21 protein-coding genes are annotated in these 25,143 nt (G+C 69.1%); 8 read left to right on the top strand and 13 right to left on the bottom strand.

Annotated features, from left to right (window positions below):
• Positions 1 to 9 precede the first annotated feature (9 nt).
• Together ACWDR3_RS20715 and ACWDR3_RS20710 are read left to right on the top strand one after the other, a co-directional pair.
• Entirely contained in the window at positions 10 to 1,287 is a 1,278-nt protein-coding gene (locus ACWDR3_RS20715; RefSeq protein WP_450353958.1) for a sensor histidine kinase, read from the top strand.
• Positions 1,284 to 1,952 (top strand): response regulator, encoded by a 669-nt coding sequence (locus ACWDR3_RS20710; protein WP_450353957.1) that lies wholly within the window; start codon positions 1,284 to 1,286, stop codon positions 1,950 to 1,952. The genes ACWDR3_RS20715 and ACWDR3_RS20710 overlap by 4 nt, the downstream gene beginning before the upstream one ends.
• A gap of 44 nt (positions 1,953 to 1,996) precedes the next feature.
• Here ACWDR3_RS20710 and ACWDR3_RS20705 read toward each other — a convergent pair whose 3' ends face one another.
• From ACWDR3_RS20705 to ACWDR3_RS20685, 5 genes are read right to left on the bottom strand one after another with little or no spacing between them, the layout of a single operon-like run.
• Positions 1,997 to 2,716, bottom strand: coding sequence for a response regulator transcription factor (locus ACWDR3_RS20705; RefSeq protein ID WP_450353956.1), 720 nt, complete (start codon positions 2,714 to 2,716; stop codon positions 1,997 to 1,999).
• A gap of 52 nt (positions 2,717 to 2,768) precedes the next feature.
• Positions 2,769 to 5,411, bottom strand: a complete 2,643-nt coding sequence (locus tag ACWDR3_RS20700) for an FtsX-like permease family protein (protein ID WP_450353955.1) — start codon at positions 5,409 to 5,411, stop codon at positions 2,769 to 2,771.
• Positions 5,408 to 6,115 carry an ABC transporter ATP-binding protein gene (locus tag ACWDR3_RS20695; protein ID WP_450353954.1) on the bottom strand — a complete coding sequence of 236 codons (708 nt, stop codon included), beginning with the start codon at positions 6,113 to 6,115 and terminating at the stop codon, positions 5,408 to 5,410. The genes ACWDR3_RS20700 and ACWDR3_RS20695 overlap by 4 nt, the downstream gene beginning before the upstream one ends.
• A complete protein-coding gene (locus ACWDR3_RS20690) occupies positions 6,102 to 6,833 on the bottom strand; it encodes an ABC transporter ATP-binding protein (RefSeq protein WP_450353978.1) in 732 nt (243 codons plus the stop codon). The genes ACWDR3_RS20695 and ACWDR3_RS20690 overlap by 14 nt, the downstream gene beginning before the upstream one ends.
• A 5-nt stretch (positions 6,834 to 6,838) precedes the next feature.
• Entirely contained in the window at positions 6,839 to 7,189 is a 351-nt protein-coding gene (locus ACWDR3_RS20685; RefSeq protein WP_450353953.1) for a hypothetical protein, read from the bottom strand.
• Positions 7,190 to 7,264: 75 nt separating this feature from the next.
• Here ACWDR3_RS20685 and ACWDR3_RS20680 point away from each other — a divergent pair, with 75 nt between their 5' ends.
• A complete protein-coding gene (locus tag ACWDR3_RS20680; RefSeq protein ID WP_450353952.1) occupies positions 7,265 to 8,440 on the top strand; it encodes a HAMP domain-containing sensor histidine kinase in 1,176 nt (391 codons plus the stop codon).
• Here ACWDR3_RS20680 and ACWDR3_RS20675 read toward each other — a convergent pair.
• A complete protein-coding gene (locus ACWDR3_RS20675; protein ID WP_450353951.1) occupies positions 8,385 to 9,434 on the bottom strand; it encodes a sodium-dependent transporter in 1,050 nt (349 codons plus the stop codon). The two genes, ACWDR3_RS20680 and ACWDR3_RS20675, sit on opposite strands and share 56 nt — an antisense overlap.
• Positions 9,435 to 9,527: 93 nt before the next feature.
• Between ACWDR3_RS20675 and ACWDR3_RS20670 the strand changes: the two genes are divergently transcribed.
• Complete coding sequence (locus ACWDR3_RS20670; protein WP_450353950.1) at positions 9,528 to 10,358, top strand: COG4705 family protein; 831 nt, start codon at positions 9,528 to 9,530, stop codon at positions 10,356 to 10,358.
• Positions 10,359 to 10,401: 43 nt separating this feature from the next.
• Here ACWDR3_RS20670 and ACWDR3_RS20665 read toward each other — a convergent pair whose 3' ends face one another.
• Positions 10,402 to 11,124, bottom strand: a complete 723-nt coding sequence (locus tag ACWDR3_RS20665; protein ID WP_450353949.1) for a FadR/GntR family transcriptional regulator — start codon at positions 11,122 to 11,124, stop codon at positions 10,402 to 10,404.
• 417 nt (positions 11,125 to 11,541) lie between these two features.
• Between ACWDR3_RS20665 and ACWDR3_RS20660 the strand changes: the two genes are divergently transcribed.
• Positions 11,542 to 13,479: an RICIN domain-containing protein gene (locus ACWDR3_RS20660; protein WP_450353948.1), complete on the top strand. Its 1,938-nt coding sequence runs from the start codon at positions 11,542 to 11,544 to the stop codon at positions 13,477 to 13,479.
• A gap of 38 nt (positions 13,480 to 13,517) precedes the next feature.
• Here the strand turns inward: ACWDR3_RS20660 and ACWDR3_RS20655 are convergent, their stop codons facing one another.
• From ACWDR3_RS20655 to ACWDR3_RS20635, 5 genes are all read right to left on the bottom strand, one after another.
• Complete coding sequence (locus ACWDR3_RS20655; protein ID WP_450353947.1) at positions 13,518 to 16,202, bottom strand: RICIN domain-containing protein; 2,685 nt, start codon at positions 16,200 to 16,202, stop codon at positions 13,518 to 13,520.
• A 115-nt stretch (positions 16,203 to 16,317) separates the two neighbouring features.
• Positions 16,318 to 18,342 carry a hypothetical protein gene (locus tag ACWDR3_RS20650; RefSeq protein ID WP_450353946.1) on the bottom strand — a complete coding sequence of 675 codons (2,025 nt, stop codon included), beginning with the start codon at positions 18,340 to 18,342 and terminating at the stop codon, positions 16,318 to 16,320.
• A 71-nt stretch (positions 18,343 to 18,413) separates the two neighbouring features.
• Positions 18,414 to 19,250: a carbohydrate ABC transporter permease gene (locus tag ACWDR3_RS20645; RefSeq protein WP_450353977.1), complete on the bottom strand. Its 837-nt coding sequence runs from the start codon at positions 19,248 to 19,250 to the stop codon at positions 18,414 to 18,416.
• A 121-nt stretch (positions 19,251 to 19,371) separates the two neighbouring features.
• Complete coding sequence (locus ACWDR3_RS20640) at positions 19,372 to 20,286, bottom strand: carbohydrate ABC transporter permease (RefSeq protein WP_450353945.1); 915 nt, start codon at positions 20,284 to 20,286, stop codon at positions 19,372 to 19,374.
• The gene (locus tag ACWDR3_RS20635) at positions 20,283 to 21,644 is read right to left on the bottom strand and encodes an ABC transporter substrate-binding protein (protein WP_450353944.1); all 1,362 of its coding nucleotides are present in this window, start codon (positions 21,642 to 21,644) and stop codon (positions 20,283 to 20,285) included. The genes ACWDR3_RS20640 and ACWDR3_RS20635 overlap by 4 nt, the downstream gene beginning before the upstream one ends.
• A 293-nt stretch (positions 21,645 to 21,937) precedes the next feature.
• Here ACWDR3_RS20635 and ACWDR3_RS20630 point away from each other — a divergent pair, with 293 nt between their 5' ends.
• Positions 21,938 to 22,672 (top strand): FadR/GntR family transcriptional regulator, encoded by a 735-nt coding sequence (locus tag ACWDR3_RS20630; RefSeq protein ID WP_450353943.1) that lies wholly within the window; start codon positions 21,938 to 21,940, stop codon positions 22,670 to 22,672.
• 45 nt (positions 22,673 to 22,717) lie between these two features.
• On the opposite strand, the gene ACWDR3_RS20625 is transcribed toward ACWDR3_RS20630, so the two are convergent.
• Positions 22,718 to 23,173 carry an Lrp/AsnC family transcriptional regulator gene (locus tag ACWDR3_RS20625; RefSeq protein WP_450353942.1) on the bottom strand — a complete coding sequence of 152 codons (456 nt, stop codon included), beginning with the start codon at positions 23,171 to 23,173 and terminating at the stop codon, positions 22,718 to 22,720.
• Between the two features lie 123 nt (positions 23,174 to 23,296).
• On the opposite strand from ACWDR3_RS20625, the gene ACWDR3_RS20620 reads away from it, so the two are divergent.
• Positions 23,297 to 23,842, top strand: coding sequence for an RBBP9/YdeN family alpha/beta hydrolase (locus tag ACWDR3_RS20620; RefSeq protein WP_450353941.1), 546 nt, complete (start codon positions 23,297 to 23,299; stop codon positions 23,840 to 23,842).
• Between the two features lie 481 nt (positions 23,843 to 24,323).
• Positions 24,324 to 25,112 carry a VOC family protein gene (locus ACWDR3_RS20615; RefSeq protein WP_450353940.1) on the top strand — a complete coding sequence of 263 codons (789 nt, stop codon included), beginning with the start codon at positions 24,324 to 24,326 and terminating at the stop codon, positions 25,110 to 25,112.
• Positions 25,113 to 25,143 lie beyond the last annotated feature (31 nt).

Below are 25,143 nucleotides of genomic sequence, written 5' to 3'. Positions count from 1 at the left end.
GTGGCATCCGTGACCACCGATGACATCAGCGGTATGGGGCCGCTGGTCGCCCGACTGTCCCGGGGCGGCCAGCGGTTGCGCCAGGCCGACCGGGCACGTCCGTGGATGCTGGACACCGCGGTCGTGGCCCTGGTCTTCCTGATGTTCTGCCTGCCCGACCTGCTCCACGGCGGTGTGGACGACGGCGACGGCCCGAGCCGGTTCCGGCTCGCCTTCACCGAACTCCCCGTCGCGGGCATGCTGGCGCTCCAGGCCGGCCTGGTACTGCCCCTGCTGTGGCGGCGACGCAGACCCCTCGCGTCGTTCGCCGTCATCACGGCGGTGTTCGTCCTCCAGTGGTCCCTGGGCGCCGCACTGCGCGCGGACGTCGCTCTCTTCGTCGCCCTGTACAGCCTGACCCTGCACGGACAACTGCGACAGCTGCCGTGGGCCTGCGCGGCCATGGCGGGCGCCATGGCCCTGGTCGCCGCACGCGCGGCCTCGGCCGTCTCCGTCTGGGACGCGCTGTTCTTCCTGCTGAGCACGGCGACCGCGGCCCTCGCGCTCGGCCTGATGATCCGCATCCGCCGCGCCCAGCTGGCCGGACTGCGGGACCGGGCGGCCCAGTTGGAGATCGAGCGCGACCAACGCAGCAGGCTGGCCACGGCCACCGAACGCACCCGTGTCGCCCGCGAGATGCACGACATCGTCGGCCACAACCTGTCCGTCATCATCACGCTCGCGGACGCCGGCGCCTACGCCAGCGACATCGCTCCCGAACGGGGCAAGGAGACCCTGCTGCTCATCGGCGACACAGGCCGGCAGGCCCTCGGTGAACTCCGCCGGGTCCTCGGCGTGCTGCGCTCCGCGGACGGTCCCCGGAGCGGTCCCGAGCTCAGCCCGCAGCCCGGCATCGCGGACATCGACGCACTGTGCGCCACGGTGCGCGCCGCCGGACTGGAGGTCGTCTACCAGACCTCGGGCGACATGGACGCCTTGGACAGTGGCGTGCAGCTGACGGTGTACCGCATCGTCCAGGAAGCCCTGACCAACACCCTCAAGCACGCCGACGCGGACACGCGGGTGCACCTGGCGATCCTCGTCGAGGACAGCCGGCTGAGCATCCGGGTCCGCGACACCGGCCCGGCCGCACGGTCCGGACCGCCGAACGAGGAAGGACAGGGCCTGGTGGGCATGCGGGAACGGGCGGCACTGTACGGGGGCACCGTCAGCGCGGGGCCGACGGGCGGCGGAGGATGGAGCGTCGAGGCCGTCCTGGACCTGACGCCGCAAGGTGGTGACCGATGACGACCGTGCTCATCGTGGACGACCAGGCGCTGCAACGCTACGGCTTCCACCTCCTCCTCGACTCCGTCACCGAGACCGACGTCGTCGGCGAGGCCGCCCACGGCGCCGAAGCGGTCCGCAAGACCGCCGAACTACGCCCCGACGTCGTGCTGATGGACATCCGCATGCCCGGCATGGACGGCATCGAGGCCACCCGCCGCATCGTCGCCTCCGGCGGCCGCTCGCGCGTCCTCGTGCTGACGACCTTCGATCTCGACGAGTACGTCCATGCCGCCCTCCGTGCCGGCGCCAGCGGGTTCCTCCTCAAGGACGCACGCCCCGACGAACTCCTCGCCGGCATCCGCGCGGTCGCCTCCGGCGACGCCGTCATCGCGCCCGCCCTCACCCGCCGCATCCTCGACGAGTTCGCCCGCCACGTGCCCGCTCACCGCGACGACCCGGTCGAGGATCCGATGCTCGGCTCCCTCACCGACCGCGAGCGCGAGATCCTCGTCGCCGTCGGCAAAGGCTGGACGAACGGCGAGATCGCCACCCGGTTCGTCCTGTCCGAGTCCACGGTCAAGACCCACGTAGGCCGCGTCCTGGCCAAGATCGGAGCCCGCGACCGCATCCAGGCCGTGATCTTCGCCTACGACCACGGCCTCGCCCGGCCCAACGCGGACTGAACCGGCGACCAGCGGGCCGGAAGGCCGGCCGGCGGCTTCGTCCGTCAGAGTTCCAACCGATAGCCGTGCCCCCGCAAGGTGGTGATACGGGGCAGCCGGGCGGAGGTGCCCGCGGTCTCGGTGAGACGGCGGCGCAGACCGGCCATGGTCACGTCCAGAGTCTTGGTGGAACCGAACCAGTTCTCGTCCCAGACCTCCGCCATCAACGTCTCCCGCGACACGGCCGCACCCGCGTTCAGGGCCAGGACGGCGAGCAGATCGAACTCCTTGGGGCGCAGCTCGATTTCCTCGTCATGGAAGGTGCAGCGGCGGGCCGCGACGTCGAGGACGAGGTCGGCCAGCCGGACGGGCTCCTGCGGCGGCGCCTCGACGACCCGGCGGCGCAGATGGGCGCGCAGCCGGGCCAGCAGCACCGTCAGGCTGAACGGTTTGACGAGGTAGTCATCGGCCCCCGCGTCCAGCCCGGCGATGACGTCGATGTCGTCCGTGCGGGCGGTGAGGATGACGATCAGCAGGTCCGGGTGGTGGGCCCGCACGGTACGGGCGACGTCCAGACCGTCCATGTCGGGCAGCCCGAGGTCGAGCAGCAGGACGTCGTACCGGGTCCGCGCGGCCTCGCCCAGAGCGGCGGAACCCGTCCGGCTCCACGTCGGCGCATAGCCGTTGCCGCGCAGACCGGCCTCCAGGTGACGGCCGATGGTGTCGTCGTCCTCCACGACGAGGACGCGGTGGCGGCTTCGGTCGGCGGTCGCGTGCGTACGCATGCTGGACAGCGTAGGAGCGGGCGGGGCGCTCGGCCTGTCCGCTCCCCTTCGCTCACAGATCACGCAGCTCCTCCACCGCCGGCCGGCCCGCACTTCGGATGCCGTTCAGGGCGGCGGCCAGTACGGCGACGACGGCCGCGCCCGCGGTCAGGGCCAGGTAGCCGCCCGGCACCGACAGGCTCGCGGGCGGCGGGTCGAAGACGCCCGTCAGGACCTTCACCAGCATCTCGGACAACGCCCATCCGATGAGCGCGCCGCCGGCCAGACCACCGGTGGCCAGCAGCAGTGCCTCGGTGAGGACCATGCTTCTCAGCTGACCGCTCTTCGCGCCGAGGACGGTGGCGACGGCGAAGGTACGGCGGCGCTCCGCGAGCCCCAGAGCGAGGACGAGTCCTCCCGACCCGGCGGCCAGCAGTACCGCGAAGGCCAGCTCGATACGGGTCAGCCCGGCCAGGTCGACGGAGGTCAGACTCGTGCCGACCGTGCCACGCGTCTGCGTGAGGTCGGTGACCGTGGCCCCGGTGCCGAGCTGCTTGCGCAATTGCGCGGCCACCTGCTGCTGGTGGCTGCCTCCCGTGTCGAGCAGAAAGGCGCCGACCGCGTCGCTGCCGGTCGCCCTCGCCACGTAGGAGGCGTTGGCGACGAAGAAGCTGTCCTTCGGCGCGGTCGGGAACTCCTTGACGATCCCCGCGTAGTGGAAGGGCACGGTGCGCAGGGCCTTCGTACGGGCGTCCTGGACGCGGAGGTTGACCGTGTCGCCGGGGGAGAGCTGGAAGTCGTGCACGGTCTCCGCACTGACCAGCAGGTTGTCGGGGCGCTGGGCGAGCCGCTGCATCAGTTGGCGCGCGGTGCCGCCCGCGAAGTACGCGTCCTGGAGCGAGGTCGCCTTCGTGACGGTGGCGGGCCGGACGCCGTAGAGGTCCTGGAGGTCGGAGCCGACGTAGGCGTAGCGATGTTGGAGGGGCTCGACGTGCCGGACGCCGGAGACCTTCAACTCGCTTGCGGAGCTGGGCGGGATCCGGGCGCCGGGTGGTTCGGTGACGGTGACGTCCGCGCCGTTGGTGAGGCGGGCGTCGACCTCGGACTGCTGCCGGTAGGTGGCGTTGAAGACCGCCGTGGAGATCGCGAACGACACGGCGAGGGCGAGCAGCACCACCGAGCGGGCCAACGGACGCCGACGGCGGGACAGCACGGACGCGGTGGTCCCCGCGAGCGTCGCGGTCAGCGGACGGGCGAGGCGGACCAGTGCCGGGCGGCCATGGGCGAGGGCCAGCAGGGTCAGACGCCACAGCAGCAGGGCGGCGCCGAGCCACAGCAGGGCCGGGCCGAGGAAGGCCCAGTACGAGACGGAGACGCTGGGCACCCCCTCCGGGGCGAGGACGAGGGCGTACTGGTTTCCGGAGGAGGCGCGGAAGACCAGCCACGACCCGATCAGCAGCGCGAAGTCCACGCCGCACCGCAGCCACCAGGGTGAACGGGACGCCCCCGGCTCCCTCCTGGTGTCCGCGACGGTCACCGTGCGCAGATCCCGCAGGGCGGGTACGAGCACGGCACCGGCGGCCACGGCCACACCGAGGATGAAGGCGATGGCGTACCAGACCGACCAGGCTCCCGCGGTCGTGCCGAAGGAGGTGGCGCCGAAGGCGAGGCGGCCGGTCAGCGCGGCCAGGGCGAGCCCCGCGAGGCCGCCGCCGACCCCCACCAGCGCGGCCTCCACGCCCGCGAGCGCGGTGATCTGACGGGGCCGCAGCCCGCGCAGCCGCAGCAAACCCTGCTCCCGGCGGCGCCGTTCACCGCCGGCCGAGGCGACCGCCACGGTCAGGGTCGCGGCCAGGAGGGCACCGGGGACACCGAGGAAAAGGAAGAGGATCTGGGCGTAGAGCGCGTCCTGGCGCGCGGAGTCGAGAGCCGCGCCGAGATTGTTCCCGACGAGCGCGCCGCCGGCCGACTTGGCCTCCACGTTGTGGGCGGCGCCGGTCACCGAGCTGAAGGCGGCGGCCGGATCGGACGGCAGCTGTGCGTTGCGGGCCACGTGGATCTGCGTGGTGACGCCGGTGGCTCCGCGTGTGAGGGCGGCGAACCGTGCTGCGGGCAGCAGGACGACATTGTCCGGAGGAGCGGTCGGCTGGGACTGGGTGGGCGCGCCGACCTTCTGGAACAGTGAGTCGGCCTGGGGCAGGTCGACCACGCCGTCCACCCGCAGCTGCCGCAGCCCGGCGCCGGGCAGCCGTACGCCGATGGTGTCGCCGGGAGCTGCGTGCAGGTTGGACGCGGCCTGCTGGGCGAGCAGGACGCCGGTGCCCGAGCCGGACAGGGTGCGCAGTTCGTCGGGGAACTGCCCGCGGTAGCCGGCCGGGAGGCCGAGCGCCACGCCTGGACCCGTGGTCTGCGTACTGCCCTGCACGGTGGCGGTGAAGCCGGTGGTGCGGGCGAACTCCACGGGCAGCGCGGTCTTGGTGCCTCCCGCTCCCTTCACCAGGGACAGCACGGCGTTCGGGTCGGCGCCCGGCTGGACCTCGACCTGCCAGTCCACAGCGACCGAGCGGACCGCCCGCTGAGTCATGGTCGCCTTGGACGCGGTGAGGAAGGATCCGAGCGCGGCGACCAGGGCGACCGCGAGGGCGATCCCGGCTGCGGCCGCGAGGAGCCGTCCGATGCGGTGGCGGGCCAGTCCGCGCACCCAAGCGGTGATCATGGCAGTTCCTTCGTCGCGCTCGGTACATCCGGGCTGTCGGGCGAGTGCGCTGGGTCCGGCGGGAGCAGTCGGCCGGCGCGCATGATCCGGCGAGTGGTGAGCCGGGTGGCCACCGCCGGGTCGTGGGTGGTGACGACGAGAGCGGCGCCCGTCCGGTCGGCCGCCGCCAGCAGGGCGTCCAGAACCCGGGCGCCGGTGGCGTGGTCGAGGCGGCCGGTGGGCTCGTCGGCGAGGATCAGCCGGGGCGCGTGCGCCAGAACCCGGGCCACGGCCACTCGTTGGGCCTGACCGCCGGAGATCTCGTCGGGCATCCGGTCGGCCAGCCCGGCAGCGCCGACCACGTCGAGCGCCTCGGCGACCGGGCCGCGGGTCTCCTTCTCCGGACGGCCCGCCAGCACCAGTGGCAGCGCGGTGTTCTCCGTGACGTCGAGAGCGGGGATTAGGCTGTCGGCCTGGAAGACCAGGCCGATGTCGCGCGACCCGTTCAGTCCGGGGCGGTCGATGCTGCCGCTGGTGTGGCGTTCGAGACCGGCCAGCAGATGCAGCAGGGACGACTTCCCCGACCCGGACGGGCCGACGATCGCCAGCCGGTCGCCCGAGCGGACGTCCAGGTCGGCGCCGTGGACGGCTACCACGGCGGTGGGCCCTTGGCCGAAGGCGAGCGCGACGCCCCGGCAGGAGACGAGCAGATCAGCGCAGGACATGACCGTGCTCCTTCGCCTCGGCGGAGCCCGGTTGTTCCTCATGGGCCCGCCCGTCGTCCAGCGTGACCACGCGGTCGGCGCCCCGCACCGCCTCCGCGCTGTGGGTCACGATCAGCACCGCACAACCCTCCGCGGCCCGGTCCCGCAGCATCCGCAGCACCAACTGCTCGGTGTCGCCGTCGAGTTCACCGGTCGGCTCGTCGGCCAGCAGCACGTCCGGGGAATTGGCCAGGGCCACGGCGAGCCCGGCGCGCGCCAGCTCACCGCCGGACAGCTGCCGGGGCAGCGCCCCCGCGCGCCGCTCCAGCCCCACCTGCCGCACCAGCGCCTGCGCGGTCGCGGCGGGTCGGCCGCGCACGGCACGCTGGGCGAGCCGGATGTTGTCCCGCACGGTCAGATGCGGCAACAGGTTGCGCGACTGGAGAAGGACGCCCACGTGCCGGGCGCGCAGCCGGGCGCGTTCGGTCTCGGGCCGGTGGCTGATCCGTACGCCCGCCACCCGTACCTCGCCGCCCGACGGCTCGTCGAGTCCGGCCAGGCATGCGAGCAGGGTCGACTTGCCCGCGCCCGAGGGGCCGACGACAGCAACTGTCTCGCCCGACCGGACCCGTAGCGACACCGCGCGCAGCGCGAGCGTCTCCTCCTCGCCGGCCCGGTAGAAGCGGTACAGCTCCCGGGCATCCAGCCTCACGTCGTCGTACGCGCTCCAGGCGGCCATCCCGCTCACCGCCACGCGAACGAGTCGCTGACGGTCCGCCACGGGTCGACGTTGTCGGCGCCCACCGGGCCGGACAGGGTCAGGTCCACCTCGTGCCCCTGCCGGTGGAAGGCGTACCGCTCGAACGCGTCCCGCACCACCTTGCCGGTGACCGGGTCGGTGGCCGAGTCGCCCTGGTAGGTGAGCAGCACGGTGGAGCCCGCGTGCCGGTCGACCCGCGAGACCTTCGGGGAGGTGAACTTGGTTGTCTGTGCCCGGAGTTGTGACACGACGGTGTTGGAGACCGAGGTGACGGTCGGAGCGGTGGAGGCGGCGGCGGTCGTGATGGTGACGCTGTTCAGCTTGTCCGTGAACACGGTCGTTCCGCCCTTGTCGGTCCGCGCCCGTCCCTCCGGAACCTTCACCTGGAACGGGCGGCCCTCTCGGGCGCCGTGCGCGTCAGCCCGGACTACGTGACCGGCGACCCCGTGGAACTGCCCGCGCCACCGGCCGGCGGACGCCTGGGCCTGTACGACCCCGCGCTGCACCTGCGGGCAGGCAGCGGTCCCCGCACGGGCGACGCAGCCGTGCGGCGGGCGCTGGGCGCGGAGGTGGTGCGCGGCCGGTCGGGCGGTGACCTGGTCGTCGCTGTGCCCGTCTCGCACGACGAGCGTGTGATCGGCGTCGTACGGGCCGCGTCGCCCGCATCCGACGTACGCGACCGCGTTCTGCTCGCCTGGCTGGTCCTCGCCGGTGTCTGCGCCCTCGCGCTCGCGGTGGCCGTGCTCGTCGCCCGCCGGCAGGCACGGGCGCTGGCCGCACCGCTGGAGGATCTCTCCCGGCACTGCCGGGCGGTCACGGCCGGCGACCTGAGCGCCCGGGCCGCGCCCAGCAGCGTCGCCGAGATCGACCAGGTCGCGCGCACCCACAACGAGATGCTGCACAGCCTGACCGAACTCCTGCGCCACGAAAGGGACTTCACCGCGAACGCCTCCCACCAGCTGCGCACCCCGCTGACCGGGCTGCAACTCGGCCTGGAGGCGGGCCTCGCCCAGGACGACGACGCGAGATTGCGGCCTGCTCTGGAGGAGGCCCTGACCACCACCCGCCGGTTGTACGGCACGGTGGAGGAGGTGCTGCGCCTGTCCCGCTCCCACGGTTTGCCGCGTCGGCCCGAACCGGACACATCGGTGCCGCGGTTGCTGCGCGAGACCGACGAGCGCTGGCACGGACTCTTCGCCCGCGAGGGCAGGCGCCTGGAGTGCGGAGGTCTTGAGGTGCCGGACGACGTCCGCGTTCCCGGCGCCCCCGTCACCGAGATTCTCGGCGTCCTGCTCGACAACGCACGCGTGCACGGCCACGGCTCGGTCCGCCTCACGGCCCGCGATCTGGGGGACGCCGTCGCCTTCGACGTCACCGACGAGGGAGCCGTCGACGGTGAGACGGACCGGCTGTTCGACCGTGGTCCTGCCGGGGCGGGACCGGGATCCGGTATCGGCCTGTCCCTGGCCCGTGACCTGGCTGTTTCCCTGGGCGGCAGGCTCTCCCTGACCGGTCGCCGCCCGGCCGCCTTCACCTTGCTCGTTCCGGTGCGCCAGGAGGAAGCGGGCTCGGCGGACGGCGGGTGACGATGCGGCTCGCCGCGGTCTTCTGCAGCAGCCCGTAGGCGAGGACCGGCAGCAGCAGGTGCGGTTTGTCGGGCAGCGACGTGGTGATCAGGACGGCGCTCGCGCTGCTGTTGTTCATGCCGCAGGCGAGCGTCAACGACGAGGAGGTTCCCGCCTCCAGGCGCAGCAGTCGGGCGGCGGTCCGGCCGAGCGCGAAGGAGAGCAGGCACCCCAGTGCGGCCACGGCCAAGGCAGCGGCGAACAGCAACGGGCGCGGCCGACTGAGGACGGAGCCGAGGGCACCGCTGGCGTTGATGTAGGTCAGCAGCACGGAGCCCATCAGGGCCGGCGGCGTCACCGCCAGTTGAAGGTGGTGCAGCCTGCGTGCGGGCAGGGCGAGCGCGCCCGCGAGGCCTGCGGCACAGGGCAGGACCACGGTGGTCAGGCCGAATCCGCTCTCAGCGAGGTGGCCGGTGGTGGCCAGGGTGTGCGCGTAGCCGCCACTGAGCAGGGGCGCCAGGGTCCGCAGCAGAAAGGGGGTGGTGAGCGGGCTCAGGAGGGTGGAGGCCAGGACGAGCCCCACCATCGTCGGCTGATCTCCCTCGCCCCTGTCGGTCCACACGGTGGCCCCCGCGGCGACGGGCATCGCCACGATCAGGATCAGTGCCGTGAGCAGTCCGCTGCCGCCGTCGCTGTCGGGCGTGTGCGACAGCAGGAAAGCGATGAACGGTACGACCGTCAGCGGGATGGCGAGATGCAGCACGATGCCGGCGAGCAGCGCCTTCGGGCGTCGCAGCAGGCGGCCCAGCGCGCGGGCGGGAACCTGGAGCCCGGCCGAGAACAGCACCAGGGACAGCAGGAGCGGCGCGATGTGCAGTGTCAGGTGCGCCGGCGGTAAGAGGAGAGGGCGGCGGAGCCACAGACCGGGTTGGGGTACGAACAGGGCGAGGACGTAGGACAGGATCACGGCGCGGCCGAGTCGGTGTCGCAGCCAGGACGCGGTACGGGAGTGCATGAGCCCAAAGTGATCAGGCCGGACTCGGTCGGGTGCGGTGCGCCGCGCGGCAGTCAGGATGCGTTCAGGCAACCCCTGGCAGCGTCACGCCCCATGACCCATGAACTCTCCGATACACCTGAGACCGAAGCGGGCACGGGGGCCGGCGCCCGGCCTTCCCACCGCCTGCGCTGGAACAAGGTTCCCGAGGTCACCGCCTACTTCTGGATCATCAAGGTCCTGTGCACGACCGTCGGCGAGACCGCGGCCGACCTCCTGAACGAGAAGGCAGGCCTGGGCCTGACGGGCGTGTCCGTGCTCATGAGCGCGCTGCTCGCCGTCGTCCTGGTCGTGCAGTTCCGTACGACCGCCTACCGCGCGGGCGTGTACTGGCTCGCCGTCGCCCTGATCAGCGTGGTCGGCACCCTCATCAGCGACAACCTCACCGACAACATGGGCGTACCGCTGGAGACGAGCACCACGGTGTTCGCGCTCCTCCTCGCGATCGTGTTCGTCGTCTGGTACCGGCGTGAGCGGACCCTGTCCATCCACAGCATCGACACCACGAGCCGTGAGTCGTTCTACTGGCTGGCCGTGCTGTTCACCTTCGCGCTCGGTACGGCCGCCGGTGACCTGGTGTCCGAGCGCATGAACCTCGGCTACTGGCTCTCCGCGGTGCTGTTCGGCCTGGCCATCGCCGCGGTCGCGCTCGCGCACTTCACGCTCGGGCTGGACGCGGTGTGGGGCTTCTGGATCGCGTACATCCTCACCCGCCCGCTCGGCGCCTCGATCGGCGACTACCTGTCCCAGCCGACCGGCGACGGGGGAGTGGGTCTGGGCACCGTCGTCACCAGCGTGCTGTTCCTCGCGGTCATCCTCGGCCTGGTCGTCCATCTGGCCGTGACCCGCAAGGACGTCGCGAGCGCGGCGCGCCAGGGGACTTGAGCTGATGGTCAGGCGGTCGGGGTGAGGCGGCGGTCGCGGACACTCAGACCAACCCGGCCAAGTCGGTTGACCTGCGGTGCTCGGACTTCAGGTGTTCCCGCAGCCACCGCTCGGTGCTGTTGACGTGCATGAGCGCGGCTGCCTGGCTGAGAGAGGCGTCGCCGACGGCCAACGCGTCGTAGATGGCTTCATGCTCGGCCAGCGTCCGTCCCGCCGCCTGGGAGTCGACAAGTCCGCGCCAGATGCGGGCACGCAGAGTACTGCCGGAGATCCCGTCCAGGATGGTCAGGAGCGTTTCGTTGGCGGTGGCCGAGGCGACAGCACGGTGGAAAGCCGCGTCATGGGCGTTCAGCAACTCGACGTCCTCACGGGCCTCGCGCATCGCGTCCAGGTGCTGCTTCACCTCGGCCAGCGCTTCGTCCGACATACGAACGGCGGCCAGCGCGGCGGCTGGAGGCTCGAGCAACCGCCGTACCTCCATGAGATCCAGCAGCGCACCCGAGTCGCTCTGGAGCAACTCCACTGCGCTGCCGAGGCCTTCGAGCAGGACGCCGGGCTGAAGGCTGGTGACGTAGGTGCCGTCGCCGCGTCGTACCTCCAACACCCGCGCTACGGCAAGGGCCTTGACCGCCTCGCGCGCCAGGTTGCGGGACAGTCCCAGCTGAGCGGCCAGATCCGGTTCCGGCGGCAGCTTCGACCCGGGAGGCAGCGCTCCTGTCCGGATCAGCTCCCGGATCTGCTCGATGGCTCTGTCCGACAGGGACAAAGCGAACTCCTTGCCTAGGCGGCGTCCCGGGAATTCCTCCGGCGGGTTCTGAAGAGGGCGACGTTGATGATAGCCGGGTGTTTGAACACGCCGACGGCCACGACTGTGTTGGTCACCCCCTGGGGAGATGGCGGCGCCTCGTCCAGGACAGCAGCGTGCATACATGGCATGTCTATCGGGGGATGAACAGAAGCATACATCGCCATCACGTCTAAAACGCCGTCACCTGGGCGGGATTCATCCCTGCAAAGCCGTTGACACCAGTGGGTCACATGCTCGAACTTCATGCGTAACACCTGGCGCTTGGGACCCGTGAGCGCGGCGCCTCAACGCCCGCTCGACCGTTGGGCTTTCCCTGCGCACTCTGCCCTGGCACGCACGGTCTCTTCCCCGCCATATGGAACTGGGAGTGTGATCATGTCTTCTGGAAGACTGCACCGGCGAACGCTGTTGGGCGCCGCAGGTGTCGCGGCGGCGGCGACCGCGCTGCCTGTGCTGCCGGCCTTATCGGGCCTGGTGGCCGAGGCGGTGGCGGCCGGCCCGCAGACCAATCTGAGCAACTTGGTGAACATGCGGTTCGGCATGTTCAACCACTTCAACATGGGCACGTTCACCAACGAGGAGTGGGCCGCGCCGAACCAGAACCCGAAGCTGTTCGCCCCGTCGGCGGTGGACTGTGCCCAGTGGGCGGCGACGGCCGCGGCGGCGAAGATGACCTACGGGGTGCTGACGACCAAGCACCACGACGGGTTCTGCCTGTGGCCGAGCGCGTACAACGACTACAACGTCGCCAACAGCTCCTACCCGCACGACATCGTCGCCCAGTACGTCACGGCGTTCCGGGCCAAAGGCCTGAAGGTGGGCCTGTACTTCTCGATCTGGGACCGCAGTTACACCGTGCAGGCCTACGACACCCGTCACGGCGTGGCCGCGGACCAGGTGATCCAGCCGACTGATCTGACGTACATCCTGAACCAGATCACCGAACTGCTCACCAACTACGGCGCCATCGACATGTTCGTCACCGACGGCTACGCCTGGCAGATGGGTCAGTCGGCCGTCTCGTACCAGCGCATCCGGGAGCACGTGAAGTCACTCCAGCCGGACATCGTCATGATCGACCACGGTGGGCTGTCGGTGCCCTTTCTCGGGGACGCGATCTACTTCGAGGAGCCGTTGGGCGTCACCTCCCCGGCCGGTAACACCTACGCGTCCCTGCAGGGCCAGACCGTCAGCGACGGATGGTTCTGGCACCCCTCCACGCCGACCACCGACCCGTTGAGCAAGTCGTCGATCCTGTCCCATCTGGCGGATCTGGAACCGAAGTACACCTCGTTCATCCTCAACTGCCCGCCCAACCGCGACGGTGTCCTGGACACGAACATCGTGACCCGGCTCTCCGAGGTCGGAGCAGCCTGGAGCCCCGACACCTCACGGCCGGCGCTCCCGACGCAGATGCTGCGCGCGGAGCACCCGGTGACCCCGGTCAGCGCGTACGCGACCGGCTTCCACACCGGCGAAGGGCCCATGAACGCGATCGACGGGCTGAGCGACAAGGGCTTCGAGACCTGCTGGTCGACCTGGAGCCTGTCGCTCCCGCAGGCGATCACCATCGACCTGGGCGGAGTGTGGAGCGACATCTCGACGCTGGAGTACCTGCCCAAGCAGTGGAGCCGTACCGGGACCACGGACGGGGACATCACTTCCTACACCGTCCACACCAGTACCGATGGCGTGACGTTCACACAGGTCGCGGCCGGTACGTGGACGGGCGACCGCGCCACCAAAGTGGCCGAGTGGCCGGCCGGGCCCGCGGGGTACGTGCGTATCCGGGCCGCCGCCGGCACCGGCGGCTACGCCAACGTCGGCGGGATCAGAATCGGCGGCAGGACCGCCAAGCCGGTCCTGCAGTCGCGAGTCCTGCCCGGCGACTCGACGGTCTACCGCCTGGTCAACCGCAAGAGCGGTCAGGTGGCCGACGTCTACAACTTCGGCACCGCGAACGGCAGCAACGTCCAGCAGTGGCCCTGGCTGAACAACACGGCACAGAAGTGGACCTTCATATCCACCGGCGACGGCTACTACAAGATCAAGAACGTCAACAGCGGGAAGCTGATGGAAGTCGCCGGCCTCTCCCGCGCCGACGGCGGCAACGTGGGTATCTGGTCGGACGACGGTGTGCCGCAACAGCACTGGGCCGTGACTCCCACCGGCGATGGCTACTACTACCTGACCAACCGCTTGAGCGGACTCTCGCTCAATGTGGACGGCGGGTCCACTGAGGACGGGGCCAACGTCGATCAGTGGACCTACGACCGAGCCTCCCAAGAACAGTGGCAGATCCTCGCCCTATAACGAGCCGGAGGCGGTGAGTTGATGTCAACCGAAGGGCGTCACTGGATGGTCCAGAGCTGGTTGGTCTGGTTCAGTGGTGTCCACTGGCCGAGCGCGGTTCCTGCGGTGGTCGAGTCGCCGGGAACCTCCAGGGCCTGTCGGCTCTCGAAGTTGCGGATGACGTATCCGCTGCTGGTCGGTTGGAAATACCAGAGCTGGTTGTTGCCACCGTTGTAGGTCATCTGGACCAGCGCCGCGCCCTTGGCGTGGGAGGCGTTGGAGATGCCGAGGGCCTTGGCGCTGTTCCGGTTGACGATCTTGTAGAGGTTGCCGCTGACCCGCAGGACGTTCCACTGCTGGTTGGCGCCCGAGTTGCTCTGCCACTGGACCACGCTCGCGTTGTCCGCGGTCGATCCTTGGTAAACGTCGGCCAGCAGGCCGCTGTTGACGTTCTTGATCGTGTAGTACGTCGACGCGTTGAAGGATGGAGTGGTGGGCGAGTTCTCCAGCGCGCCGCCGGCCTGCTGCACGCTGAAGTCGCCGATGTAGAAGTAGCCGCCGTCGGTCTTGGCGACGCGCACGTACCGGAACCTCTGTCGTGCGTCGATCTTGGCCGTCAGTGTCGCGTTGTACGGGAGGACCGTGGCGTCCTGCCGTCCCAGCACCGTGTAGTCGGCGAACGTGGGGTCGTTGGAGCCGCGTATCTCGAAGTTGCTCCGGGTCTCGGGCTGGTCGACGTCCTGGCGGGTGGTGAACGAGAACTGACCGAGTGTGTACGCACTGCCGAGGTCCACCTGCCACCAGGCCGAGGTGTCGCTTCCGGTGGGGGACCAACCGGTCGTCTGGTCGTTGTCATTGGCCTTGGGCGGTGCCCAGTTGGAGCTGTAGACGGAGGACGCGGTGGCTGTCCTGCCGTAGGCGAGATTGATCTTTGCCGGCAGTCCTTGATAGGCCGACTGAAGACCCGAGGCCTGGATCACGGCGGTGCCCGTGGTCGTGTTGTTGGAGAGGGTGACGTTGGGGCCGTTGACGTTCCGGATGATGAAGTCGTCCGTGTGCGACAGGACGTTGTTCGCCACGGTCATGTTGCTGGAGCCCTCGTCGAGGTAGATGCCGCCCGCGCCGGAGGAACACGCGGTGGGCGTGCGGACCACGTCGTGGATGTAGTTGTTGTTGATCACCGTTCCGGGGTCGTTGGAGAGGTGGTAGATGCCCGCCGTGTCGCACAGTTGGTTCACGACGTTGCCGATGCGGTTGTAGCTGACGGAGTTGTCGCCCTCCGCGTTGGCAGCGGACTGCCAGCCCCAGCCGAGGGAGATCCCGGCCCAGGGGGAGTCGGAGATGTCGTTGTGGTCGATGGTGGTGCCGTGCACGAAGCCCGCGTTGATGCCCGCGGTGCCGAGATAGTCCTGACCGGTGCGGTTGATCAGGTTGTTGGTGACGGTGACACCACTGACGACCTCACGCGCGTCCTCACCCGCGGGTGAGGTGGGCGGGTTGTACACGGTGTGGTACTCGACGTCGGGATCCGAGAACTTGCCCACCGTGATCCCGTTGCCGGCGATGTCCTGGACGACGTTTCCGGTGACCGCGGAGTTGTGGACGCCGTGGTGCAGGTCCAGGGCGGTCGAGCCCATCTTCGTGAAGGTGTTGCCGGCGAAGGACAGGTTGTCGGCGTTCGCGGCGTAGACCCCGGCCGGCGGGCGGTCGACGTACTGCTTGTTGCTGGGGTCGGCGGAGATGTTGTAGTTGCCGCCCTGACCGTTGAGGAGGCCGTTGTCACTGGCCTCGGTCCAGTTGGTCTGGGTGAAGGTGATGCCCGAGAACTCCAGGTTGTGGACGGGGGAGTTGAGGCTGTCTCCCTTGATGTCGAAGAGCGTCTGCAGAGTCGGGACCTGCACGGTGGCCGACGCCATGGTCTCGCCCGCCCGGGGGAGGTAGTAGAGCGTCTGCGCGTCCTTGTCGAGGTAGAACTCGCCGGGCTCGGTGAGGAATTCGTGGGCGTTCTCGAAGTGCAGGGGAGAGCCGTTGGACAGCAGTGGATACGGCCGTTGGAAGAGGATGCCGGCCTCGTGGTCCTGGATCGAGACGCTCGCCAGGCCGCCGCTCGTGGTGTACGACTTCAGCCGCAGGTAGTTCTCGGCCCACTGCAGTTGCAGCACCATCTCGACGCGGCTGAAGTGGTCCCAGTTCGCCATCTGGGAGCTGAGGACCTTCAGTACCTGGGCCGTCTTGTCGCTGCCCTGCAATTGGAAGTTGGAGCCGACGTCCGGGTAGCGGGCGCGCGTGGCCCGTACGCCGTTGACGTAGAGCTGCCGGAAGTCGAGGTTGCCGACCGATGCCTTGTACTGGCCGTTGCCGGCCGATGTCCAGCCGGTGATGGACTTTGCGCTGGAGACGACCGGGGTCTCCGAGCCGTACGCCTTGTAGATGACGTTGTGGCCGTTGGTTCCCGAGTCGGCGGTGGTGAAGTCGACCGGGCCGGTGAGGGGGTACGTGCCCCCGCGCAGATTCACGACGATGTCCCCGGACATGGCCGAGTTCACCGTGCGGACCATGTCGCGTGCCTTGGCGATCGTCTTGAAGGCCGCCGATGTGCTGGTTCCCGAGTTGCTGTCACTGCCGTTGGTGGGGTCCACATAGAAGCTGGTGTCTGCCGCGTGCGCCGCCTGTGCGGGCAGGACGACGGCCGTTGCCACCAGCAGGGTCTGCAGCAGTCCCACGATGAGCCGTGCGGGTCTCATGGTGTTGATCTCCTTACCTCGTTGCGCGGCGCAGCTCCGGAAGCCCGTACGCCGCCTGTGTCCTAGGAGGGGTTGTTGGTGCCTCGGTCGGGCCACGGTTCCTGGGCGACCCGTTTCACTCGCCGACCTCCCCGCTGGGAAGGTCGGCGCCGGACTCCATGGGTGCATCCGCGGAGAACGGCGTGCGGTAGGTGGGTGTCCGCGACCGCAGGCTCAGCCGGAGCGTGAGCCGTATGCGGGTGGAGGCAGGCAGCACAACGGTCAACAGGGAGCTGCCGACAGGCGCTTCCGCCTCGGTGACGGCCGGCTCACCGTGGCCGTAGTCGTACATGTCCCCGACCCACGAGTCGTCCTCGCATGTCGTGTAGCGCACCGAGGTGATCGTGTGTTCGGCGAAGGCACCGGCCTGGACGACGACCGTCCGAGCGCGGTCGGCGGAGAGGTTGACCAACTCGATGACCGTGGCCTCAGGGGCGATCGAGGTCACCAGGGCAGCCACCTCGGGCGGCAGTCCCGCGCGGCGCGCCTCGCCGTCGTAGTAGCGCACTCGTGCCTGCTGCAGACCACCGTTGTAGAGGACCTGGGGTCCGCCCCACGTCAGCTGTACCAGCGCCTCGGTGACCATCGGGTTCGACTGCTGCCATACGTGGATGTCCTCCTCGGCCACGTCCAGGTCGCGGTAGCGGTCCATGCGGGCGAGACGGTGGCGGACCTGGGCCTGGGCTGCGGCGAGGATCCGTTCCGGGTAGCCGGGATCGTCGCCGGCGAGGAAGGCGAACCACGCCTCCTCGTGCCCGGACTCCTCCTTGGCCCGGAAGGCTCGAACGTCACGCCAGTCGAGTCCGCCGGCATCGCGCAGTCCCTCCAGCCGGGCCCGGTCGGCAGCAGCGGCCGTGTGATGCCACAGCGCCACCGGGACGGCGGGGGTGACGGGGTTGTGGTCGAACCATCCGGAGTCGTTGTGGCGGAAGGGGATGTGCAGGGTGGGTGTGTGGATGTCCGGACCGAGTTGGGCGAGCCACTTGGCGGGAAGGCTGGAATCGGCCTCGGTGAAGGCCATCACCTTGCCGTGACCGATGAGCGTGTCGAGGCTGGTCGTGACCATGGAGAGGTAGTCGTCGTCACCGGTGACCGTCGCCGCCGCGAGTGCCGCCACGCAGGCCGCGTGGCCGACGCTGTGCCAGCCGTGCGGCCAGGACCAGCCGTAGTGCCCGCCGTACCAACGGCCTTCGAGGAGGCCGCCGACCGTGCCGTCCGGGCCGACGTTGTCGGGTATCACGCCCCCGTTGGCCTTCGCGCGCTCACGCCATGCGCCGACGTACTCGACGATCCAGTCGCGGTAGCGTGCCTCGCCGGACAGGATCCAGGCGTTGAGGACCAGCCCGGCCGCGGCGAGGTTCACCGCGGTGTCGCCGCTGCCCATGCGGTCGCGCATCTCGCTGCCGAGGCGCGGGTCCGTGGACAGCGGGGGTACGGGGCTGTCGGCCGACTGGATCCAGTCGAGCGGAAAGCCGTACAGCTCCGCTTCCTTGGGCAGCCAGGGGTAGGAGTCGCTGTCGGACAGACCGCGCCGTTCGGGGTCGCTGCCGTTGTGCGGGCGCTTGATGATGCGGTGCTCGGGGTCGTAGTTGCCCTTCGCCGGATCGACGTACAACTCGGCGAATCGCAGGGCGCGTTGCGACCAGCGCTCCGGGGCCGCCATGCACAGGAAGTACAGCAGCAGCAGACTCTCGCCCTGGTGGAACCAGTCGTAACCGCGCTCGAACTCGTCCTGGAGCATGCCCAGTTCGGTCAACTGGCGGGTGACGCCCTCCCAGTGCCTCTCGCTCGCAGGCAGCAGGTCGTCCGCGCCGCCGAGCAGATACAGCTGGGGCCAGTTGAAGAACGCCTCGTAGAAGTCGTCGACGCCGTCACGGGTGGAGAGCCGCCCGTTGTAGTTCAGGCGCCCGTCCGGGCCGGTGAACTCCCGCTCGAAACGGCGCCACGCGTGGTCGAGCAGGTCGAACAGCGCGCGCTGTGCCGGCGCCCAGCCGGGAGGTTCGAGCAAGGGCACACTGGCTCGCACTCCGGCGGAGGACACCGGGCCGTCGGAGGAGGCGGTGTCCTCGCCGGCAGTGCGATCGGCAGGACTGAAGGGCATGGGAACGTCTCCGTTCGGCAGAGGAACACAGGGGAAGCGCGCGGAGGTTGGCGGGACGACGGTCCGCTCCCTCATTCCTTGGTGGCGCCGGCGAGCATTCCGGTGACCAGGAAGCGCTGCGAGAAGAGGAAGACGACCAGGACCGGAGTGATCGCGACCAAGGTGGCCAGGGCGAGTTGAGGCCGCTCGATGGCGAGGGATCCGACCGTCGGGTTGAAGGAGGGCACGCTGCTGAGCAGGGTGCCGACACCCACCTGCACCGGCATCTGGTCGCTCTCGGGCAGCATCACGTAGGGCAGGAAGTAGTTGGTCCAGTTGGCCACGAAGCTGAAGAAGCCGACGAGCGCGACGACGGGCGACGCGAGGGGAAGGGCGATGTGCCGGAAGACCCCGAACTCGCCGCAGCCGTCGATGCGGGCGGCCGCCAGCAGATCACGGGGCACCGCGGTGGTGAAGTAGATGTACGTCAGATACACCCCGAACGGATAGAACGAGTACGGCAGGATGATCGACCACATCGTCCCGATGAGATGCACCGCGTTGAGCTCCAGGAACAGGGGAACCACCAGCGTCGCGTTCGGCATCAGCATCACGATCAGCGTGGCGACGAGCAGAGCGCGCCGGCCGCGGAACTCCGTCATCGCCAGCGCGTAACCGGCTGGCACGGCTACGCAGAGCGTGATGACCAGGGAAATGCCCGCGTAGATCGCAGAGTTGCGCAGCCACAGCAGGATCGCGTTGTCCTGGAAGGCGGTCAGCGCATGCCAGTTGGCCCTGAGCGCGTGCCAGGAGCCGAAGGAGAGCGGGTTGCCGTGCACGAGTTGGTGGTCCGTCTTCGTGGCGGCCAGGACGAGCCAGAGCACGGGCAGGACGAAGAACACCGTGAACGCGACCAGTACGACGGCCACCAGCGCCCGGGACGCGTAGCGCCGGGCGGGAGGGCGGCGGCGGGTACGCGCAGGCCTGCGTGGCGTGGGGCTCGCGCTGACTTCTCCGTGACGTGGACGCACACCGGGGTGCGTGGGAGTTTCACTCGGCATCGAAGAATCCCGACCGTGCGACGAAGAGGGCGGCGGCCGACAGACTCACGACCAGGAGCTCGACGGAGACGGCTGCGGCGCCGTTGATGTTGTTCATCTGGAAGGCGAAGTCGTACGACAGCTGGTTGAGCGAGTAGTCGCGTCCCGCCACTCCCACACTCGCCAGGGACAGCAGTTGGGGCTCGACGAAGAGTTGGGCGCCGCCGGCGAAGGCGAGGATCACCATGTAGACGATCCATTTGCGCAGCATGGGGATCTGCACCCGCCAGGCGGTCTGCCAGGCACCCGCCCCGTCGATGCGGGCGGCCTCCATCACGTCCTTGGGGATGTTGTTGAGCGCGCCGTAGATGACGACGATCCAGCCGCCCGCGCCGGTCCAGAACGCGATGACCGTGAACAGCAGAGGCAGGTGGCCGGGGGCGATGACCTCGCCGAACGTGTCGTATCCGAGGGCGCCCAGGAGTGAACTGACCGGGCTCACCGTGGGGTCGAGCATGAAGAGCCACACCAGCACGCTCGCGGCGCCCGCGAGGGCACCGGGAATGTAGAAGAGGAATCTCAGCGCCTTTCCGGTGCCGCCGGAGGCGAGCCGGTGCAGCAGCAACGCGAGGCCGACCACGATCACCACGAGCGAGACGAGCCAGAACAGCAGGTAGAGCCCCACGTGCCCGAGGGCCGGCACGAACCGGAAGTCCCGCATCGTGGTGACGAAGTTGTCGAAGCCGGTGAACGCGCCCTGTGCGTTGCTGAAAGCGAAGTAGACGGCGTAGGCGGTCGGGACGACACCGAACGCGATCAGCAGCACGAGGTAGGCGGCGACGAACGCGGCGCCCGCCCGGCCCTGCCGCCGGGCGCCCTGGGGACGCCGACGGACAGAGCCGACGGGGGAGTGGGTCGCGGTCACTTGGAGACCTTGTACCCGTTGGACTGGGCGTACTTGACGATGGAGTCCTGCCAGGCGGGCAGCAGCGAGACGATGGTCTTGCCCTGCGTCAGACCGGGCTTGACCGTCGCGGCCCAGATCGCCTCCTGGCTGAACTGGCCCGAGCCCCAGCCCGGCCAGACCTGGGTGGAGGCGTCCTTCAGCACGTGGAGGTCCCCCGCGAAGTAGCCGGATGCGTTCTGCTGCTTCAACCAGCTCTCCGCCGCCGGGGCGTAAGCGGGGAAGCCGGGTGCGACCTTGCCCTGGTAGGCGTCGTCCGTCGTGACCCAGGTGAGGAAGTCGGTGGCTGCCTTGATGCGTTCGGAGTGCTGGGACAGCAGCCAGGTACCGCCGCCCACGTTGCCGGTCGACGGTGACGTCTCACCGCTCCACTGGGGTATGGGCGCCGCCGCGATCTGCTTGGCCGGCGTCTTGAAGGTGTCCTTGAACACCGCGCCGCCGTACCAGGAGGGGCCGGGCATGATCAGCACCTTGTCGGCCTTGTTCTTGCCGAAGTCGGTGCTGAAGACCCCGCTGATGGACATGGACTTGTTCTTGATCAGTACGTCCATGAGCGCGGCCATCTTCGTGCACTCGGCGCTGGTGGTGTTCACGGAGACGGCCTTGGCACCGGTGATGTGGTTGGCACCGCATTTGCCGGCCCACAGGTAGATCTCCGGAGTGAAGGAGTCGCCGGCGTCGCCCACCAGGTACCCGGGGTGCTCGGCGGCCACCTTCTCGCCGAGCTGCTGGTACTCCTCCCAGGTCGTGGGCACCGTGTAGCCGAACTGCTTCATCAGCGGCGCGTTGTACCAGAGCACGGCCTGCGAGAGGTCGTTGCGCAGGCAGTAGACCGTGCCGCCCACCGTGCAGACGTCGTTGGCGCCCTCGGCGAACTTCCCGAGGGTCTGCGCAGGGACCAGCCCCTTGTTCAAGGGGGCCGCGAAGTTGGCGTCGACCGCCCAGGTCACCTCGTTGTTCTGCGAGCTGAAGACGACGTCCGGCCAGCCCTTGCCGGTGCGGTTGAAGAGCTGGACCTTCGTCTGCAGGTAGTTCGATCCGTTGGCGTCGCCGTCGTAGGTGACGATGTTGAGCTTCACGTCCGGGTGGAGCTTCTGGTAGAGCTTCGCGGCGGCCACCCGGGTCGAGTCCACCCACACGGTCAGGGTCCCGTCCTTCTGTGGCACCTGGTTGAAGCCGTCCTTGCTGTTCGTGCTTGTGGCGCCGCCACCGCAGGCCGTGGCCGCCGCGACCACGAGGGTCACGCACCCCGCGAGGAGAACCGATCGTCGTTTGGCCAGCGCCTTGCTTGGGACAACAGACTGCTTCATCGCGGTCATGGGTGACTCCATTACGTGGCGGGCGTCCAGGGGGTCGTCGCTCCGAAATTAGGCGCCTTATATGAGCTCTGGTCAAGGAGATGTGCAGGCCAAAAATTGGATTCACTGACCACTTGACCTGTCAGTTCGCACCAATTCTTAGAGTTTATGGCGAAATTTGCGGCGCGCGGTGTCGAGTAGTTGCCGGAGTCCCTGCAAGATAAGTACGATTCATTTGACCGAGCGAAGTGTTCAGTAGAGTGACCACGCAGGGGCGGGCTCGCTCTGTGAGACCAGCGACAGGGGTGACGGCTTTGGGTGGAGGGGCGGACACGGGGCGCGACTACCGTCCGGGCTATGAGCTCGTAGCGGAGCGGATCCTGGAGTTCATCGCCGAGTCGGGTCTGGCCCCCGGCGACCGGCTGCCGACAGAGAACGATCTGGCCGGGCGGTTGGGCACCAGCAGGGCGGTGGTGCGCGAGGCCGTCAAGATCCTTTCCGCCCTCGGGCGGATCCGGGCGCACAAGGGCCGTGGTCTCTTCGTCGCGGACGACGAAGGCATGCTGAGTGCCAGTCGCTGGGGCGGGTTCTTCCGGCCCACCGACCTGGACCACATCTTCATGCTGTTCCAGTTCCGCAGGATCCAGGAGATGGCCGCGGCCAGCATCGCGGCGACGAGTGCGACCCCTGCTGAACTCCGGGCGATGGAGGTGGCCGTGGAGACGTGCCGTCACGGTTTCGTCCACGGGCAGGTCGAGGTGTTCAACCAGGCCGACGACGACTTCCACGCCGCAGTCGCGGCAGCCTCCCACAACAGCTTCCTGGTGGACGCCGTGCGCGACGCACGTCGGCTGCAGAGACAGTCCAGTGCCCTCGGTATCCACGACACGCTCACTGCTCAGTCCGAGGCTGCCGTCGAGGAGCACGCCGCCATCTACGAAGCCGTACGTGACGGCCGGCCGGAAGCCGCGGCGCAGGCCACCGCCGTGCACCTCGACAGGACGCTTGAGGACTACCGCCAGGAAATCAAGCGGAGGGTCTTCGGGTAGGCGGAGGGTCTTCGGGCAAGGGGAGTGCGGGCCAAGTGCCGCCGGTCAGAACCCTGTTGACGCTGTCGTAGGCAACGCCTTGGGCGGGTAGCTGCGCAGGACGAGCGACGTGGTGACCGGTCCGTATCGGGCGAGGGAGTCGACGACCTGTTCAAGGCGTTCGGCGTGGGAACAGTGCACGTCGAGCAGCAGGCAGTCCTCGCCGGTCACCCGGAGGGTCGAGGTGACCTCGGGCGTCCGGGCGGCAAGGGCGAGGGCTTGGGACAACTGCGCGTGGGTGGTGCGCAGTCGGACGACGGCATGGATGTTCAGTCCGACCGCGGCCGGGGCGACGACGGCGCGGTAGCCGGTGATGATCCCGTTCTTCTCCAGGCGCTGGATGCGGGCGCCGGCCGCCGGTTGGGACAGCCCGACTCGGCGTCCGACCTCGGCTCCGGTGAGCCGGCCGTCGGTCTGGAGCAGTTCCAGGATGGCTCGGTCGATCTCGTCGAGTGATTCCATCGTTGTGACCGCCACTTTCTTTGAGATCACTTGCTGAGCTCGATCGTTGCCGCTGGTCCATCGAGACTCACCCCGGGGTGCCCCCGCGATGTGCGGAGGTCACGATGGGAAGAGGGGCAGGCGATGGTCGCGTACGTCATCATCCCTGGGATCGACGGTTCGGATGAGAAGCACTGGCAGACCTTGTGGGAGCAGCGATGGGGTCCCGCAGCGGTCCGGGTCGCGCCGGCCTCGTGGAGTGCGCCGGACCTGTCGGACTGGGTTGCCGCGATCCAGGCCGCCTACGGGATCGCCTCCCGGCGCGACCGGCAGGTGGTGTTGGTGGCTCACAGCCTGGGCTGCTGGGCAGCCGCGCACTGGCTGGAGCAGGCGCGAACCGGCACGGAGGCCGCGTTCCTGGTCGCCCCGCCCGATCCCCGGGGATCGGCGTTCCCACGTGAGGCCGCATCGACGTTCGTGGACCTGTCCGCTCGCCCGCTGCCGTGCCCGAGCCTGGTGGCGGCCAGCGACGACGACCCGTATTGCGACCCGACGACGTCCGCCCTTTTCGCGCGCGAGTGGCGGGCGCAATGGCATCTCATCGGAAGCCACGGCCACATCAACTCCGGTAGCGACGTGGGCGATTGGGAGACGGGCCTGGGACTCCTTCGCGGGCTCGTCGACGGTTGAGATGGTTGATCCGATACGGAGGCCCTCCGCGGCGACGTCGGCTCTCAACGGACCATCGCGGACCGCGGGTTCTCACCCGGCTCGACGGGCCCGCCGGCCGGCAGCCACAGCCCGCCTTGCGGTGTGCGACGAGCAGCAGCCGACCCCGCGTGTCGTCGAGGGCGACGAAGTAGCACACCAAGTGCATCGCGGGACCGCAACCATGCGCCCAGGTACCAGACGGCCACCGTCGACGCGGACGTCACCGCAGTGGTCAGCCGGCCCCTGTAGATGTCCGCGAGGCGGGAAACAATCTGGTACGTCAGCGGAGCCCCAAGGCATCGTTCCCCGGGGCCTCCTCGTGAGCCTGTGAGGTCGTGGACGGACTGCCGTTTCGCGTGTGCTCAGCAGCAGTCGAGCGTGGGGCTTAATCAGTTGACCGGGTGGCAACGGCTGGGCAGGCTCCAGCACGAGCCGCCTGCCTCTACCAGGAGAGCTACCGATGACTTCTCAGCTGCACGCGCTCTGCTTCGATGCGCACGACCCGCTCCGTCTCGCGCGCTTCTGGGCGGACTTTCTCCGCTGGGAGACCTCTGACGACACCTCCGACGGCATCACACTGCTTCCCAGCGATGACACCGGGTTCCGGCTCCGCTTCCTCCCGACCCAGGAGCGGAAGACGGGTCAGAACCACATGCACTTCGATCTGACGAGCACGTCCCTCGACGATCAGAAGCACGTGGTGGAGAGGGCGCTCCAACTTGGCGCCCGGCACATCGACATCGGCCAACGCCCGGAGGAGGGGCATGTCGTGCTCGCCGACCCCGAGGGCAATGAGTTCTGTGTCACCGAGCCGGGCAACAGTTTCCTCGCCGAGTGTGGATTCATCGGGGCGCTGGCGGGCGACGGTTCGCAAGAGACCGGGTACTTCTGGAGTCGAGCGCTGGGCTGGCCGCTGGTCTGGGACCAGGACGAGGAGACCGCGATCCGCTCACCGCAGGGTGGTCCGAAGGTCACGTGGGGTGGTCCACCCCTGATGCCGAAGACGGGGAAGGAACGGCTGCACTTCGACCTCGCTCCACCGGCCGGCAGTGACCAGCAGACGGAGGTCGACCGGCTCGTCTCCCTCGGGGCAACGCGGATCGACATAGGCCAAGGGGACGTCGACTGGGTGGTGATGGCCGACCCCGACGGTCACGAGTTCTGTGTGCTGAGCCCTGCCGACATCGCCGACCGGCAGTCCCCGTCAGCTGGGACCGCCGTGGTCAAAGGCGGAGGACAGACTGAGTAGTTGAAGAAGTGGGCCTGTATTCCGCCCGGAG

The organism is Streptomyces sp. NPDC001002, from assembly GCF_053599215.1.
Note: the sequence above shows the minus strand (reverse complement) of the source record. Positions and strands in the feature narration are given on the sequence as shown.